This is a genomic window from Pseudomonas sp. IPO3749 (assembly GCF_013386605.1).
GTDB classification, from domain to species: Bacteria; Pseudomonadota; Gammaproteobacteria; order Pseudomonadales; family Pseudomonadaceae; genus Aquipseudomonas; species Aquipseudomonas azotoformans_A.
Genome location: NZ_JACARN010000030.1, coordinates 90,409 through 108,211 on the forward strand (window position 1 = coordinate 90,409; position 17,803 = coordinate 108,211).

The 17,803-nt window shown below is 61.9% G+C and carries 6 protein-coding genes and 1 pseudogene; 4 read left to right on the top strand and 3 right to left on the bottom strand.

Annotation, left to right across the window (positions count from 1 at the left end; all coding sequences use genetic code 11):
• Window positions 1-137: 137 nt before the first annotated feature.
• From HX812_RS13515 to HX812_RS13530, 4 genes are read left to right on the top strand one after another with little or no spacing between them, the layout of a single operon-like run.
• Complete coding sequence (locus HX812_RS13515; RefSeq protein ID WP_038842911.1) at window positions 138-2,246, top strand: TonB-dependent siderophore receptor; 2,109 nt, start codon at window positions 138-140, stop codon at window positions 2,244-2,246.
• Window positions 2,246-3,034, top strand: a complete 789-nt coding sequence (locus HX812_RS13520) for an ABC transporter ATP-binding protein (protein ID WP_038842914.1) — start codon at window positions 2,246-2,248, stop codon at window positions 3,032-3,034. Before HX812_RS13515 ends, HX812_RS13520 begins: the two co-directional genes overlap by 1 nt.
• Window positions 3,031-3,978 carry an ABC transporter substrate-binding protein gene (locus HX812_RS13525; protein ID WP_038842917.1) on the top strand — a complete coding sequence of 316 codons (948 nt, stop codon included), beginning with the start codon at window positions 3,031-3,033 and terminating at the stop codon, window positions 3,976-3,978. Before HX812_RS13520 ends, HX812_RS13525 begins: the two co-directional genes overlap by 4 nt.
• Window positions 3,975-4,985 carry an iron ABC transporter permease gene (locus tag HX812_RS13530; protein ID WP_038842920.1) on the top strand — a complete coding sequence of 337 codons (1,011 nt, stop codon included), beginning with the start codon at window positions 3,975-3,977 and terminating at the stop codon, window positions 4,983-4,985. Before HX812_RS13525 ends, HX812_RS13530 begins: the two co-directional genes overlap by 4 nt.
• A 2-nt stretch (window positions 4,986-4,987) precedes the next feature.
• Here the strand turns inward: HX812_RS13530 and HX812_RS13535 are convergent, their stop codons facing one another.
• The 3 genes and pseudogenes from HX812_RS13535 to HX812_RS13545 form a co-directional block, all read right to left on the bottom strand.
• The gene (locus tag HX812_RS13535; RefSeq protein WP_038842923.1) at window positions 4,988-9,589 is read right to left on the bottom strand and encodes a DUF4329 domain-containing protein; all 4,602 of its coding nucleotides are present in this window, start codon (window positions 9,587-9,589) and stop codon (window positions 4,988-4,990) included.
• A gap of 95 nt (window positions 9,590-9,684) precedes the next feature.
• Window positions 9,685-13,422: a hypothetical protein gene (locus HX812_RS13540; RefSeq protein ID WP_152514686.1), complete on the bottom strand. Its 3,738-nt coding sequence runs from the start codon at window positions 13,420-13,422 to the stop codon at window positions 9,685-9,687.
• A gap of 988 nt (window positions 13,423-14,410) precedes the next feature.
• Window positions 14,411-17,803 (bottom strand): annotated as a pseudogene (locus tag HX812_RS13545) (DUF4329 domain-containing protein); the annotation flags it as partial.

A 17,803-nucleotide genomic window follows, 5' to 3' on the forward strand; every position in this document is an offset into this window, starting at 1 on the left:
CCCGGCACAGAGCCTTTCTGTAGCCTTGCGCGGACTTTGGCCGCGCTGCGAATAAGTGTTAACTTATAACACTTTCTGCGTTATCGTTGCTCGCCGCACCCTGCGGCGAGTACCCCTCCAAGAAGACTGATCGACCGATGAACAAGTACCTTGCGTCCGGGCTGTGCCTGCTCGCCCTGCATCACAACGCCCAAGCCCTGACCCTGCCCGCCAGCCCCATCACCGCGCCCGCTGTGGATGACGAACGCGTCGACCTCAAGACCCCGACCACCGCCGGCTCGCGCTTGAACCTCACGTCGCTGCAAACCCCTGGCAGCGTCGAAAGCCAGACCGGCGCGCAGATCCGCGAACGCGGCGATGCCAGTGTGCAAGACGCAATCTCCCGCGCCACCGGCATCAGCCGTACCGGCACGCCGGGCGATGGCGGCACCTCGTTGTCGGCCCGTGGCTTTACCGGCCAGGGTTCGGTGATGCAGCTGTACGACGGCAACCGCATGTACATGGGCATGGGCACCTCGACCTTCCCGGTGGACACCTGGTCGGTAGAGCGGGTGGACGTTTTACGCGGCCCAGCCTCGGTGCTGTATGGCGAAGGCGCCACCGGTGCAGTGATCAACACCGTGCCGAAAAAGCCGTTTGCAGGCGAGATCGAAAACCATATCCGCCTGGGCTACGGCTCTTATGATCGCCAGCAGCAAGCCCTGGACAGCGGCGGTTCGCTGACCGACACCCTGAGCTATCGCCTGAACCTCAATCGCCTGCGCAGCAACGGCTTTATCGACCGTGGCGACTCCAGCAGCGACTTCGTCAGCGGCGCCCTGCGCTGGCAGGCAGCGGATAACCTGAGCTTCACACTGGCCAGCGACTACGGCGACCAGCGTCCGCAGAACTACTTCGGCACGCCGTTGATCAACGGCCAATTGCACAAGGGCCTGCGCGACAAGAATTACAACGTCAGCAACGACACTCAGCACTACAACGACCAATGGACACGCCTGACCAGTGAATGGCAGATCAACGACAGTGTCAGCGCCACCAACGAGCTGTTCTACCTGAAAAACCAGCGCCGCTGGCAGAACGCCGAGAACTACAACTTCACCAACGGCCAGCTCACACGCAGTGGCAACTTTGGTATCAAGCACAATCAGGAGCAGGTGGGCGACCGCCAGACCTTCACCTTCAAGCACACGCTGTTCGGCCTCGACAGCCAGACTGTGACCGGCGTGGAGTACAACCGCATCCGTTTCCGCCTGGCCAGTAACTCGCCGTTCAACGATGTACTGCCCAGCGGCCAGCCGATCGATATCAATCACCCGGTGCCTGCGCCGTTCAGTAGCCAAAACGCGTTCGCGCCACTGTTCTCCACCACCACCAAAACCGTCGCCGGCTTCGCCGAAAACCGCCTGCAACTCACCGACCAACTGTCGCTGATCACCGGCATCCGTCGCGACTATGCCCATGTTGACCGCGATGATTTGCGCACAGGTGCCCAGTCCGACAAAACCCTCACCGGCAACAACTGGAAAGCCGGCCTGGTCTACGCGATCACGCCCGACACCTCGGTTTACGGCCAGTATTCCACCAGCACCGACGGCGTCGGCGGCCTGATCTCCCTGAGCCCAAGCCAGCAGCAGTTCGACCTGTCCACCGCCAAGCAGACCGAAATCGGTATCAAGCAAGCCTTCTGGGACCAACGCGGCGAATGGACCTTGGCGGCTTATCACATCGTCAAAAAGAAACTGCTCACCGACATTCCGGGTGACCCGGACCATCAGCAACAAGTCGGCCAGCAATCTTCCCGAGGCCTGGAAGCCAGCCTCGACCTGCAACTGCCTCACGCCTGGGCCCTGCAAGCCAACGCCGCAATCGTGCATGCGCAATACGACGACTTCAGCCAGGACGTCAACGGCGTGCAGGTCTCCCGCGACGGCAACCGCCCGGTGGACGTGCCGCGCCGCACCGCCAACCTGTGGCTGAGCAAGGCCGTGACCGACGACATCCGCGCCGGTGCCGGTGTGCGTTATGTCGATGCCCGTTATGCCGACATGGCCAACCAGAACGAGCTGCCGAGCTACACCGTGGTCGACGCCAGCGTGTCGTGGCAAGCCATGCGCAACACCACCCTGGGCCTGCAACTGAACAACCTGTTCGACCGCACCTATGCCGTCAGCCAGTACAACGACGGGCAACAGTGGATCCTCGGCGAGCCACGCTCATTCTTCGTGACCGCGGACTACAGCTTCTGATGACTTCACTCACCCTCACCGACCTGGCCTGGACGCCGTCGGACCACGGCCACTGCCATCACCGGTTCCACCTGCGTGATGCGAGCCTGCAGGTCGGTGCGGGAGAGTTCGTCGGGCTGATCGGCCCCAATGGCAGCGGCAAGACCAGCCTGTTGCGCTGCGCCTACCGGTTCAGCAAACCGGAACAGGGTGATGTGCGGCTGGACCATCAGAACCTGTGGAAGCAGAGTTCAAAATGGTGTGCGCAGCGCATCGCGGTGGTGCTACAGGAGTTTCCCGACGCCTTTGGGCTGCGGGTCGATGAAGTGGTCGCCATGGGGCGCACGCCGCACAAGGGTTTGTTCGATGGCGACACGCTGCACGACCGGCAGTTGATCCAGCAGGCCCTGGAGTCGGTGGGCATGCAAGGCTTCGAAGACCACGCCTTCGCCACCCTCTCCGGCGGCGAAAAACAGCGTGTGATCCTCGCCCGCGCCCTGGCCCAGCAACCGCAACTGCTGATCCTCGACGAGCCCACCAACCACCTCGACCCACGCTATCAGTTGGAGCTGCTGCGGCTGGTCAAGCGCCTCAACATCGGCACCCTGGCGAGCATCCACGACCTGAACCTGGCCGCCGCGTTCTGTGACCGCCTGTATGTGATCAACCACGGACGCATCGTCGCCAGCGGCACGCCCCATGAAGTGCTGACCGCCGAGTTGCTGCGCGAGGTGTTTGGCGTCGAAGCACTGATCGACACCCACCCTTTGTCCGGCTACCCCCGAATCACCTGGATAACCCAACCATGATCCTGCGCTCCCTGCTGTCTCTCGTGTTGCTGTTCGGTACTGCACAAGCATATGCCGAAGCGACCCATTACCCGGTCACCATCAAAAGCTGCAACCGCGACGTGACCTTCCAGGAAGCGCCAAAACACGCGGTCAGCCATGACATCAACATGACCCAGATGATGCTTGCCCTGGGCCTCAAGCCGCGCATGGCCGGCTACAGCGGCGTGACCGGTTGGAAGTCAGTCACCCCGCAAATGGCCGAAATCCTCGGCGGGCTGCCGGAGCTGGCGAGCAAATACCCTTCGGTGGAAACACTGCTCAACGCCAACGTGGATTTCTTCTTCGCCGGCTGGGATTACGGCATGCGCGTGGGCGGCGACCTCACGCCAAGCACCCTGCAACCCTTGGGCATCAACGTATATGAGCTGACCGAATCCTGTGCCTTCGTGATGAAGCGCCCGGCCGCGACGCTGGAAGACACCTATAACGACCTGCGCAACCTGGGCAAGATTTTCGACGTGCAGGACCGTGCCAACACGTTGATCGCGCAGATGCAGGCGCAGATAGACGAGGTGCAGAAAGACCTGCCCACCGACAAGCCACGGGTGTTCCTCTATGACAGCGGCGAAGACCGCGCCATGACCTCCGGCCGCCTGGGCATGCCCCAGGCGCTGATCGACGCGGCCGGTGGGCGCAATATTCTCGATGACGTGGAGGCCAGCTGGACCCGCGTCAACTGGGAAACGGTGGTGGAGCGCAACCCGCAGGTGATCGTGATCGTCGACTACAGCGAAATCACCGCCGAGCAGAAGCAGGCCTTCCTGCTGCATAACCCGGCGCTGCAAGCGGTGGACGCGATCAAGAACCAGCGCTTCATCGTGATCCCTTACGTGCAGGCCACGCCGGGCATCGATAACGTGCTGGCCGTCGAGACACTGGCCAAGGGGTTCCACGGCGAATGATCAGCCGTCGCTATGCCTTGCTGCTCATCGTTCTGGCTGCGGTGCTGCTGGTCTCTTGCGTCCTCTCGCTGGGCTTCGGACCGGCGCGGGTGCCGGTGGACGTGGTGTGGCGAATCGTGGCGTACAAGGCCTTCGGTATCGGCGAGGTGAATTGGCCTGCCGGGCAGGAACATATCGTCTGGTTGATCCGCGTACCCCGCATGCTACTGGGCGCGTTGGTGGGGGCTGGGTTGGCATTGATTGGCGCGGTGTTGCAGGCCGTCACGCGCAACCCGCTGGCCGACCCGCACCTGTTGGGCGTCACTTCCGGCGCCACCTTGGGCGCGGTGATCGTGGTGCTGCATGTGGGAGAAGTCATCGGCCTGCTGACCTTGCCTATCGCCGCGTTCATCGGGGCATTGGCGAGCATGCTGGTGGTGCTGGCGGTGGCCAGCCGCAATGGGCGGCTGGAAAGCGATCGCCTGTTGTTGTGCGGGGTGGCGGTGTCATTTGTGATGATGGCGGCGGCCAACCTGTTGCTGTTCATGGGCGATCATCGCGCGGCCTCTGCGGTGATGTTCTGGATGCTTGGCGGCCTGGGCCTGGCACGTTGGGACCTGCTGGCGATTCCCGCCGCCACGGTCGTGTTGGGCCTGCTGGTGCTGGTGGGCATGGCCCGCCCGCTGAACTCGCTGATGGCCGGCGAACAGACCGCCGTGACCCTGGGCCTGAATGCGCGCAACGTGCGGCTGAAGGTATTTCTGGTGGCCTCGCTGATGACCGGCGTGCTGGTCTCCATCAGTGGCTCCATCGGTTTTGTCGGCCTGATGATCCCGCACATTGCCCGGCGCCTGGTGGGCGCCGAGCATCGACGGTTACTGCCGGTGTGCGGGCTGCTCGGCAGCCTGTTCCTGGTCTGGGTCGATGTGGCTGCGCGCACGCTGATCGCCCCCGAAGACCTGCCCATCGGCGTGGCCACAGCGGCGATTGGCGGGTTGTTTTTTATCGGGTTGATGCGCAGGCGCTGAGATTAGAGTTCGTCTTTTGCACGCCCATACCAGGGCTCGCCGGCCTCCCCACTGACCGTTGCCCATTCGCCCCCCAGCACCCCTCGCCTTTTCCAGAACGTGTCAGTGATCAATACCGACAAGCTGCCCAAACGGCACAAATGACTGACCAATGCACTGGGCGCAGGCGCAGGCCGAGCGCTAAGCAGTGTCGACTCCGCGCTGGACACTGCGGGTACGTACTTGAGCAGGCCACCCCCCCGGCAAGAGAGATAGATGCATTGGGCGTCGGGAAGATTGCTGATGTGCACAGACAGGTAACTGTTCAGGTCCTGACTGGAGACAAAATTGGGCAGCAGACTGATGTCCAGTGGTTTGAGACTGCTGGTGTACGGGATTGATTTGAAGAACGCATGCACCGCTGCAATTTTGTAGTCATGCAGGTCGTTATTCGCCGGTACGTCGAACCCGGCGCGCCCGGGCCAGAAGAACCACTCCAGCGTACTGTTGCCGAACCCGGGCCGATCTTCCACCGGGTCAATCGCAACAAACCCCTTTAGTCGCGGCGGCTCCAGCAAGGCTCCCAGATACGTCTTGGCGTGGAACGGTGCGATCAACTGCTGGGCATAACGCGCGGCGTCATCGGCAAAAAAGAACAGCGGCCCGCAGAACGAATGGAAGTAGGGATCACTGGTAAAGGAGTGGGGTGGGCGTTTGGGCTGCCACTGCGCAGTGACACGCTCCTTGCGCCCCCATATTTCACTGGTGAGCCGGATTTTCAGCTCGCCGATCTCAGCCAACTTGCCGACATAGTCACGCACAGTCAGCGTGCCATCGTGCAATTGCGTGGTGTCATGACTCACCTTGCTCAGGCGTTCCGACACAGACGCCGCCTTGGGCACGGTATACCCAAGCAGTGCGCCGTCAGCGCACAGCAGGTACAACGGCAACGTGTTCCCGTTGCGAGGTGTGGTCATGAACTCCAACGCTTTGGCGATCTTCGCCGGTGCGAAAAAATGCTTGGCCATGGCATCGTCAGCCGCAGCGATCGTTTCGGTCGACGCACACAAATACACGCCAGCAATCGAATAACCCTGAGGGACTTGTCCGTCACGAAAGATCGCCCTCAGATTCTCATGGCTATCTCTGAGCAGGGGCTGGGTGGCCATATATAACTCCCGCCCAAAGGCCTTGAGTACATAGCCGACAGCAACACGAGCCTGCGGCTGCCAACGGCGCTGGACGTAGCGCATGGCATCCATGGCGCGGGTAAACATCGGACCGCACGGCGAGTCGGCAGCCGTCGAGATAACCTCCCATGGCTTGGCCGGGTAGGGGTTCAGTGCAAACCTGGGCCTTAACAGCCTAGGGCTACCCCACAAGGTATCGCCCTGCACCACGCGCAACTCGCCGGCGCGGACAACGCTTTCGACGAAGTCCTGAGGCAGCAGGGCTTGGGTACGCATTTTCTGTTCGGCGAAGTTGTCAACGAAGTCGCCTGTGTAGCGGCCATTCAAATTCAGGCTTTTTTTGAGCTGCGCCTCATCAATGGAGTCTGACAACCGATAGCTGAGTATTGAACCGGTGGGTCCGAATACGTATTGGCGTTTGATTTCAGTGGTCTGGCGCAACAGGTGAGCCAGTACCTCAGTGGGAATCATGCTTTGGTAAACGGCTTTTTGCCTCGGCGAAAGCAGTATGGGTACCTCTCGTTCCGGCAAGGATCGGTAGCTGGCGACGAGGGTACTGCCGCCTGGATAAAGCCCGGTGGCAATCGTCGCATCCGGGTAGACCCAGCTCAGTGTCGCACCCTGGGGAGGAATCAGCAGGGGCTCTGTCGCGACAAACAGCCCATTGAGCAACTGCAGGATGACCCCGCCATACGTGCGCTTATGCCCATTGCCCACCAATGCCTGCGCGTGGCGCGCGGCGTCGTCGGCAAACGCGAAGCACGGGGTCAAGCGGCGTGGCGCAATGTGTCCGTAACCGTTCCAGGCAGTACCGACCAACCCCGCCTTGTCCCAGTACTGGCTGACACGTACCACTTGCAGGTCACCTCTGGCCGCCCAGTCCCGGATAAACGTCTGCGGTGTCTTCGCGCCGGACGTCAGTTGGGTCCTTGCTTCTCCAAGTAACTGGTCGGCCACGCCGCCCTTTTTCACGTTTATGGGTGACGGTGTGTAGCGTAATAGCGCGCCATCGAGCATGGAAAAGTAAATTGCCAGGCCTGTCTCTCTGTCCTCCAGGGCTTGAGTGAGCGAGGCCAACAATACGTCCGGCATGACGAAATGCTGCGTCAACCAACCAGAGGCTCCCGCCAGCCAGTGAGGCGACCATTGCTGAGAGCGGAATAAGGCATGCAGCTCAAACCCCTCGGGCAGTTGGTAGAGGTCCCGGCGGTGTACACGGGGAAACAGGCTGCCGAGCTTGAACAGACTGTCTTCGGAACGCGCACCCACCACTTCGGTGGCGATGAACTGCGCTCGGCTTTTATGCTTGAGGATGAAGGCGAAGCACGCCTGCTCAGGCAACCGACGCCCTTGCACCCGCCCTTGCAGGTCACGGGCCGCTTCATCGGGGCTGGCAAAGATACCGCCATAGGTCACGTAATCCGGCGCACCGGATCGCGGTGCATAGGTGAAATTGGCCGACCAGTCGCTGTAGACCACCGAGCGCGGCCCCCACAACGCATTGCCCTGAATAATCTTCAACTCCCCCGCCACGGCCAGGCGCCGCACCCAATCGTCAGGCCGGATTTCTGCGCGATCGAGGCGCCGCCCCAGGCTGTTCTCTCCGGCCTGAGGGCCAAGGTTGGCCAGCAACAACGCTTCTTCAGGCGACTGATTCGGCGTGTACTCCAATAGGCAATCCTCAGCACCGGACAGGTACGCCACCCGCCGATCCTGAATGATCGAATACATTTCCTCGGTGGAAAACACCTGCACGTTGATCAAGGCTTCGTCCCGTGACCAGCCGCGCTGCGCGACCCAATCGGGGTCGACCATCGACAGCGCCGTGTGGGAGCCATAACGAGCATGCAGTTCGTAAGACTCTGGCGGAATCAGCGGGCCGGGTTCGTTCACCGGAAAAAACAGCGTGGACGCAAAAGGATGCACCACACTTTCCAGCGGTTGAGTGATCACAAAACGACCATCCGTGCCCTTCAGTACATAGCCGCCGTAGTAGAAACTGCGTTGATGGCCGATCTGCTCATGGGCATACACCGCCGCGTCGCGGGCGGAGAAAAACCCGTGACTCAGGGTTGCCGAGTAGAGTGCGCTCAACAACGCAGAGCGGTTGTCCACCCTGCCGACCTCACGCCACAGCCCGCCGGACTGCACCACCCAAAGCGGCGTGGCGTCGATCACCCGGCGCACAAAGTTGCGCGGGCTCAAGGTGCCTGCAGCCAGTTCCGCCTGGGCGCCGTTATCATTGATCGTGCCGTCACTGGCGCGCTTGAACAGTTCGGTGGACAAGGCCGCCGAAGGTACGTTGAGTTGAAGCAGCGTGTTGTCCAAGGCGCGCATGTACAGGTCCAGCCCACGGCTCGGAGCGTGCAAGGCCTCAGTGCTTTGCCCCTGTTGAATCGCCGCGACCATCTGGGCCGGGGAGAAGAACGCGCTGGCGAGCCAGCCTTCCAGGGCCGACACCTCCTCTTTGACGTTCCAGGCGCTGAAGTAAATGGCCTCCAGGCGATAGTCGGCAAGCAATTGCGGTGTACCGTCAGCCGCTTTCGGAAACACGCCGTCCAACGCAAACAAAGGTATTCGCCTGGGGGATGCCAGCGTTGCCACGTAGCGTTCCTGGGTGAGGTGCTTGAGCACAAAACCGACCTGCCCCTCTGGCGCCGGCGAAGGCAGCGCGGCCATCACCGCCAGCTCCGCCTGGTCGTAGACACTGGAACACAACGGCTGCTCGGTGACCTCGGCGGAGGTAAAGGGTTCGAACACCACCCAATCGGTGGGTACCCGCCCGACGGAGCCGCCCCACCACTCGGTGGGCACGATAAAGCTCAGCGAGCCGAAGCTGGCAACCTTCTTGATGAACTCATCAAAGGGGCCGTAAACCCCGACAGGGTTGTTGGCGGGTTTCCCGGCCTGCACCCACAACGCAAAACTGAACTCCGCCCTCGAACCGCTGGGGGCGTGGCGAATCAGGGAACCGTCCGGGCCGGACAAGTAAGCCGACGGGAAAAAGTCGCGATCATGCACATCCGAGTAAAAATCCGTACCGGAGAAAAACCCCAGGAACGCTTTTGTCATGCGCTCATCGAAACTGGGGTTCCGGCTCATGATCAGCGCATGTTGCGCAGGATGGGAGTGGTAACTGGCCACACAGGTATAGCCCCGTGGCTGTTGATAGTAGCCGTCAGCTCCCACCGCCAAAATATCGCGCAGGTCAAATTGCATGGCCCCACTTTGGAACGGGTAAGTCGCGAAATACAGGCCGGCTGAATCGCGCAGAATCACCCCGCCGTACTCCACATCACGGCGTTCGCCGATGTGCAGATGCGCCCAGTAGGCAGCATCGGCCTCCTTGATAAACGCCGGGCTCAGCGTGGGCAGCTTGTCAGCCCCGCGGTTCGAACTGGCAGCCCGCTCTTCGCGGGACAATCTGATAGCCATGACAACTCCTTGAAAGAATGCCGAGGCACAACGCCCGGCCCCTGATTGTCAGGGCCGGGCGCGGTTTCAGATCGGTAGATAGATAGCTTGCGCCGTCAGAGTTCGTCCCTGGCAGGGTGCCCGGGTCGAATGTACTGGCGTGGAATTTCTTCACCGTTTTGCTTCGTCCATTCCACTTTCAATACGCCCCGACGCGGCCAGTAGTCGTCAGGCTCCAGTATCCGCAAGACGCCATCGCTGGCTAGCCGAGCAAACCACTGCGCGGGAGGGTAAGGCGTTGGGTCGAGGAGTCCGTCGGCAAACAGCTGCCCTTCGCGCTCCGTCCAGCCGGGCTGGTAGTTGAGCAAGGCGCCCTGGCGTGTCGATAGATAGCAAGAGCCGCCCCGGACCCCACCGGCCCGTAACAGGTTGCGGTAAAAACCCAATGCTTCTCGCGACGCAAAATGCTCACTCACCCGCCGATCCTCGGCACTGTCCCCCTCAACGGCAGCCCTGGCCTTGAAGAACAAGTGGGCCGCGTAAAGCTTGAAGCCCGTGGGGTACGCCGGCACTGGTGGGGATGGCGCCAACAAGGTACTTTCGTACAAAAACAGCCGCTGGGACGCGTACGACTCTACACCCTGGTCGACCTGTGGCTGGGCTGCCAGGAACGCAGTACCCGCCGCGTCCTCCAGCACCAGCCCGATGAACTCGCCCGACGTAACGGCCCCAAGCCGGTGACGAGCGTCGCGGGCCGCGTCATCCGGGTGGGAAAAGACCGGCCCGAATCTCAGTGCAGGGTCTATTGCCAGTGCCGCACGACGCGGCATCCAATCACCCGTGACCCGGCCTTTGATGCTCCATATCGGGCTCGTTACCAGCACCGTCAGCGGCACGCCCACCGCGACCTGGCGTACATACGCCAGCGGCAACAACGCGCCCCGGCTCAAGCGCGTCAGGTCGCTAGCCGCCGCGTTCATATCCATCCCGACGGGCACGCCATTGCTGGGCTCCAACTGCAACCACGCGCCGTCGGCACACCCCAGGAAAACCGGCAAATACCCTTGCTTTTTCGAGCCCCGGATACCCCAGGTTCGAGCCAGGTCGATGGGCGAAACAAAATTCCGGTACAACGCGCTATCGGGCAAAATTTCCGGCTGCTCCGGCGGGCACAGGTACAGCCCCTTCAACTCAAAGCCATCCGGCGGCGCGCCATTGAACAACAACCGCTCCAATTTCAACGGTTCCCAATCGACCAGCGTCGTCAGGCTGGCCACGTACCGTTCAGCGTGACGGGCCTTGAGTACCACGCCATAGCTCAATGCCTGGCGAAGGTCATTTTGCTGATGGGCCCACTGCAACGCATCTGCCATCTGCACAAAAATCGGGCTGAACGGAACATCCACTGTCACCCCGGCCGCCTTCGTCAGCCAACTTTCAACACGCCCCGCGTGGCCCCACGAACCGCTGCCCGTGACGACGCGCAATACCAGCGCGCGGGCGACCCGATCAATATATTCGTGGGGCTGGAGCGTACCGTCGCGCAAGGAACGTTCGATCGCGTTGTCCAGCGGCTCGGCGCCGGCACGCACGCCCAACAACCCGGCGAGGGAGTGCTCAAGCGCTCCCCCTTGGGTTGCCACACTCAACAAGGCGCCATTGGCACACATCAAGTATTCCAGGCCGGTAAACCTGTGCGGTTCGAGGGGGGACCGATTAAGCATCGCGCCGAGGAAATCCGTCGCCCACATGTTCTGGTACAGCTCCCGCTCGCTGTCACTCAATACAAAGGGCAAATGCCCAGGCACGCGCGAATGATAGCGGGCCACCGCTGTGCTACCGCCCAGAAACTGTGACTGGTCAACCAATGAGTCCAGGCGAATCCAGCCTGGCGCAAAGTCCTCCACGTACACCGCGACCGGTTCCGTGGCGGTAAACAAACCGTCGGTCCGCCGCAGGATCAGCCCGCCGTAAACCTGATCACGCGCGTAGCCCATGCGCGTCTGTGCATAACGCGCGGCATCATCGGCACTCGCAAACACCGGGGCGAGCTGACGCCGGTTGATTTGTGCAAAAGGGACCCACTGGCCGCCCACTCGCCCTGGCTCGTCCCAGCACTCGCTGGTCGTCAATACCGTCAGTTGCCCATCCCGTGCCGCATGGTGCACGTACGCCTGTTCGGTCAGCGTCAACCCGAGCTTGGCCGGGAGCGCACGCGGATCGACGGCGCCCTTTTCGTCCTGAAACAACCACGAGGGTTCATCGCCGGTACGGTACTCCAGCAAACTCCCGTCGAGCGGCGACAGGTAAAGCGTCAGGCCTTGCAACGGGTTCAAGCGACGTACGCCCTGCTGATCGAACAGCGCGTGGTAAAAATCATTGGCACCGATAAAGTGCCGGACTAACCAGGCGGCATATCCGATCAGGCTTCTAGGCAAACGGCTGGCTCGGTAGTAGACGCTATGCACCGCAAATGACTCGATCAACGCTGGCGCACCGAACTCACTGGCGTGGTGCAGGCGGTCCAGCACCTCTCCCGGTACCGTCTGCGTGGCGACGAATTCATCGAGGGTCTTGTGCTTGAGCACAAAGCCCAGGCCGCAAGCGTCGATGGCGTACGCCCGGCGCCCACGCTCACAGGCCTCGGCAACAGCCTCGCTGGCGCTGGCAAAGACCGGCCCCAGCTCGGGTTGCGCGGGCACCCCATGACGGTCAAGCACGTGAGGGGGCGACCAGTCGCTCTCGACCTTGCCAGGAGGCCCCCACAACGCGCTGCCCACCACGACCCGCAACTCACCCGCCAGGCCGAGTTCCAGCACGGCACCACTCGGGACCAGGTTCCGGGCCTGCAATTGCTGATGCAGCTGGCTGCCGCCACTACCCGGCGCAGTCAGTTCGAACAACGACGTGCCAGGCCCCGCCGTGAACGCCTGGAAGGCCAGCAGGCTATCTGGCGACCCGGACAAATAAGCCATCGGAATGGCAGTGCCCAGTGCGAGTATTCGATGGATATCGGTGTCCATGAACATCTGCGCCGCGACTCGCGCCTCCACCCCTTCCCACGTCTGCCCCACCGTCTCGCTGCGCGCGCGCGAACTGTATAGGCCATACAGGCTCAACCCCTCGGGCAACTCGACAGGCACACCGGCACTGTCGACGGCGAAAACCCGGCTCAAGTCGAAGCGGCCAGCGGAGTTCGCTTGCGGCAGCGTTGCGACGAAGCGCTGCTGCGCGTTCTTGAGAATCAGGCCGATGTACTCACGCTCCCTGCGACTACCGATCAGTCTATGGGCATACCGCGCGGCATCGTCTGCCAACACAAACACCGGGCTCAAGCCCGCAAACACATGCTGTGCGGGCCGCTGCCACTGCGCGTTGATCCGGCCGGCGGTCCGCCACAGCGCGCTGGTTTTCAATACGCTCAGATCGCCCGCAGCAGCCACTCGCCGTACGTACGTTTCAGCCGTCAGGCGCCCGCTGTCCAACTCGGCTTGCAGGCCGTTATCAACACTGTGCCCGGGCACCTGGTCCGCATTGTAGAGTCTGGATTCAGCCGTCGATCCGGAAAAGGTGTAGCGCAACTGCGCACCGTCCAAGAGGCTGATGTACAGCGAACTCACGGCAATTTTGCCGAGGTATTTCCTGTAGAGCGCATGGGCCAATGTCTGGGGCTGAACAAACCGCGCATAGAGCTTTGGATCTTGCACTGTCGGCGGTACAGAGACAGCGCCAGCAAACACATAGAACGCCTCGAAGTAAAAATTGATCGGCAAGTAGAACCCGCCGTCGGTGTCGGTGAGCAAGATCCGCAGGGGGTCAAAGTCCGCCGGCCGAGCCTCTATCGGTTCAGTCACAGTAAAGGACCCTGAGCTCAGGTTCTTGAGTAAAAAACCCGTTTGCTGAAGCTTTGGCCTGTGCAACATCAAACGATGAGCAGCCGCCACGGCCCCCTCGGCAGTCGGGTAAACCTGGCTGAAATACGGCTGGTACACGAGCGTCTGCGGGCTCGCCGTAAACGCTTGCCACTGCGCAGTCAGAGGCCCCCGCCATCCCGCCCAGATTTCAGAGGTCACCACTACCGACACCTCACCGTATTCCATCAGCTTTCGGACATAATCTTCCACGGGTGTGCGTTCCAAAGGCAGCGACAGTCCTTGCTCCTTCGGTGGGGCGGTCATGACCGCCTCAGCGGGCATGTGAGACACGAATCTAACCAGCGAGCCCTCTGGACTACCGGTGAAAAACAGCAGGCCATGCGAATGGGACGCCACGACCTCAGTGGCACTGGGAATACTCTGGGTCAGTGCAATGCGCCGCGCCGTCCAGCTTGGCCGCAAACGCTGTATTTCAGCGCTACGGTCCACATCGTGAAAATAGTATCCGGCGTAGCGATAACCTTGCGGAAGCTGGCGGTCCCGGGCGGATTCCATGGTGATGACATCCGCAAACAGAAAGTCCTGCAACGTGCCTTGGACGGGTTGAGTGGCAAAAAAAACGCCGTCTGAAGCCCAGAGAATGTAACCGCCCATAGACCTCCCCAGGGGGGTAGGCAATTGCCCCATAGCATAACGAGCAGCATCGTCCGCCATAGGGAAGGGTGGACCCAGAGTGCTCGCCAATACAGTTTCAGTGGGCTTCGGCATGACGTAATCCTTTACTTGATCGTGGTTGAGACCGGGCATCACGTGTTGCACGCGTGTAGGGTTCGTCCATGAATGCACCTCATCATCAAGATTCGAAAAAACAGGCCCGCGCTTCACAGTGCCGGCCTGAACATGTCCTCATCTTGAAAGCGGCGCCCCCAAGTGGGGTGCTACATAAATAACCGCCTGCGCAAGCGCCTTACTGCCGTCGCAGCGCCATCAAGAACCGCGACCACACTTGCCCGCGCGGCTGCCAGAACTTGTCCGGTTCCAGGACGAACAACTTGCCGGAACTGGCCAGGGTGGTGATGACTTGGCTGGGCTTGTCGCTGAGGTGGTACGGCCAGTCTTCACGCAGCAGCTTGCTTTCACTCTGCTGATAACTGGGCAGGTACACCAACAACGCGCCGTTACGTGGAGTGACGTAGTAGCGGGCCCCCACCACGTTATCGGTGCGCAGCATTTCTACAAACGCCCTGATTTCCTTTTGCGCGACAAAATTGATCGCCAGCGCCTGCTCATGCCGGTCGCTCAGGGCTTCGCGCTCAGGTTCAAGCTTGTAGATCTGCTGCACGCCGATTACGTGATAGCCCGCCGGGTATTTGGGTGATGGCTTGGGCTTGCGCAGGTTCATCACATCACCGAACAAGCGCTGGTACGCCGAGGTGGCGGCACGTAACCCCACCTCCACAATCGGCCCATTGTCCAGCACGGGCTCGGTGACCCAAAACGTGCTGGAGGGGGCTGTCCCATTGCCCAGGATCGCCGCCAGCCAGGCGTTGTTTACATCATGACGCAGGCGCCGCCACAGGTAGCGCGCCGCATCGTCGGCATGGGAAAACAGCGGGCCCAGGGCGACTCGCTCGTGAGCCCCTGGGTTGTAGGCGATGGCTTCACGGTCTTTCCAGCGCTGCGTGACCGGCCCCTGGCTCGCCCAGACACCCCCGGTGACCAGCACCTCGAGCAAGCCTGCGCGGGCAACCTGGCGCACGTATTCGATGGGGTTGTACGGACCGTTGAGTTTTTTCACATAGGCCTGCAAACGGTTCTGCGAATCCCAGTCACTGTCATGCACCGTCGCCTGGTACTTGAGCAACCCACCGTCAGCACACGACAGGAACATCGGCAAGAAGGTGTCACCGCTGGCTTTGTATTCGCGCACGGCATTCAGCGCGCCGCGCAACAGGCTTGGGTTGACAAACGCCGCATAGACCGGCGAAGCGCCCAGCTCAGGCGGTTGCAGGGCCGGCGCGTGCACATACAGCCCCTGCAGGCTGCACCCGCGCGGCAATTGCCCGCGCGGCCACACGCGGCTGGCGGGGAACTGCAGACCGTCGCCCCACACCGGCAGGCTGGCCATCCAGTGCCCGTTACTGGCCTTGATGATAAAGCCGAAGGTCAGTTCGCTGCGGTCTCCCGCCAGCTCATGCACGTAACGGCCTACGTCATCGATATGGCCGAACACCGGGCTGAGGGCGCGGTCGGCGGTGGCAAAATTGCCCCTGTGCGGCGCGACAAAACCATGGGCCGGCTGCCAGCCTCGCGGCAGTTGCTGCGCTGCCCCCCATAGTTCACTGCCTTGCACCACCTGCATCGTGGCCGTCTTGAGTACTTGGTTGACGAACTCGGTGGGGGTTTTACGGGCTTCGCGCAATTGCTCCTCGATCAGGTTGCTCTGTGGGTCGTGGGGGGTGACGCTGGCCGGGGCCAAGGCCTGTTGCAACGCCTGGCGAGCCAACGCCATCTGGCTCTTCTGTTGGGTCGTCAAGAGGTCGCTGTCGGGGTAATCGCAGTTGAAACCGATCAATGAGCCGTTGAGCCCAAGCAAGTACTCATGGTTCCACAAGTGATTGCAGGCGAACGCCTTGGCCAGCACCGCGGTAGAAAACATGCCGCGATAGACCGCCAGTTCGTCCTCATCCAACAGAAACGCCGGCAGCGTATCCACCCGCGAGCGATAGCGCGCGACCAGGGTCATGCCCGGCGCCAGGCGATCCAGCGGCACGTCCTCGTCAGGCAGAATCCATTTGGGGTCGAAGTCTTCCGTGGGCACCGGCATCGGCTCAGAGGCCACGAACAAGCCGTCCTGACGCTTGAGGATCAGCCCGCCGAAGACACGTTCCCGTCCAGGCCCCAAGCGCATCTGGGCATACCGCACCGCATCGGCCTGGCTAAGGAACGCCGGGCTCAACACCCTGCGATTGAAGTCGGCGTAGGGCAGCCAATCCACCGTGAGCGTGCCGGTTTCATCCCAGCACTCATTGGCGACCACCACACTCATATTGCACTGCACCACCACCTGTTTGACGAACGCCTGAGCCGTCAGCAGGCCGCTGGCCAAGCGTGTATGCACGTCCTCGAATTGGCCGGATGCGTGTTTTTGTGGGTCGAACAACGTCGTCGACACTGGCGCCTGAAAGCGTAGCAACGCGTTATCCAGGGTCGAGATAAACACCGGCAAGCTGGTCTCGCTGCCCGCCGGGCGCCAACGTTTGGCGGCGAGGAACGCGGTGTACAGGTCGGCGGACGAAATGAAATGCGCCGCCAGCCACTGCTGCGGGTTCGACAGCCCTTGGGGCGCCCACTGCCGGGCATAAAACAGCGCATGCAGCGCGAAGCCCTCGGGGTACGTATAAGCACCGTCATCCCCAGTGGCGAACAGGCTCGACTGGCTGAACAACGGAATATCCCGGTCACTTGGCACACGTTGGGACACCACGTATTCAGCCTTCTGCGCATGCTTGAGCACAAAGGCGAAGCAGGTTTGCGTCGAGGCGTGACCACGAGGCACACGGCCGTGCGCATCGGCCATCGCCTCCTCGGGGCTGGCAAAGACCGCACCGAACGCCACCTGCTGCGGCGCTTCGTGTGCACGCGGCGGCGCAAACGCCTGCCAATGCAGGGCCAGCGCACCCGGCGCGCCCCACAGGCGGCTGCCTCGCACAATGCGCAAACCCAGGGCCGCTAACAGGTTGACGCTGTTCTCGGGCCGGACATCGCCAGCACTGCGCCGCCGCATCATCACACTGCCGTTGGCGTCCGGCTCAAGTTGCTTGAACAGCGCCAGTTCAGCGGCGGAACCACTGAGGTCGTACCCGAGCAGCGCGTCTTCGGCGCTGGACAAGTACGCCACCGCGACCTGACGACGGTTACCGATGAGGTAGCGCAGGTCATCATCGCCAAACAGCTGCCAGTCGACATAAGCCTCGTTGCGCGACCAGCCGTAACGCGCCATGCGCGTGCGATCCAGCAGCGCGAGCGCCGTGCACGACGCGTACTGCCCGTGCAGCGTGAAACCCTGCGGCACGATCAAGTGACCCGCGTGATCCGTCGGGAACAGCGCGCCCAAGTTGAACCGCTGCCCATACGGACACAGCCAAGGCAGAGTGGCGACAAAACGTTGCCCGGTGGTTTGCAGGATCACCCCGCAATACTGCGCATCACGCTGATGGCCAATCTGCTCGTGGGCAAACGCCGCCGCGTCGTCGGCGCTCAAGAAATGGCGGCTGAGGGTCAACTTCGGGTAGCGGAAAAACGGCACCCAGGTGCTATCGACCGTACCGTCGACATCCCACATCGAACCTACCTGCTG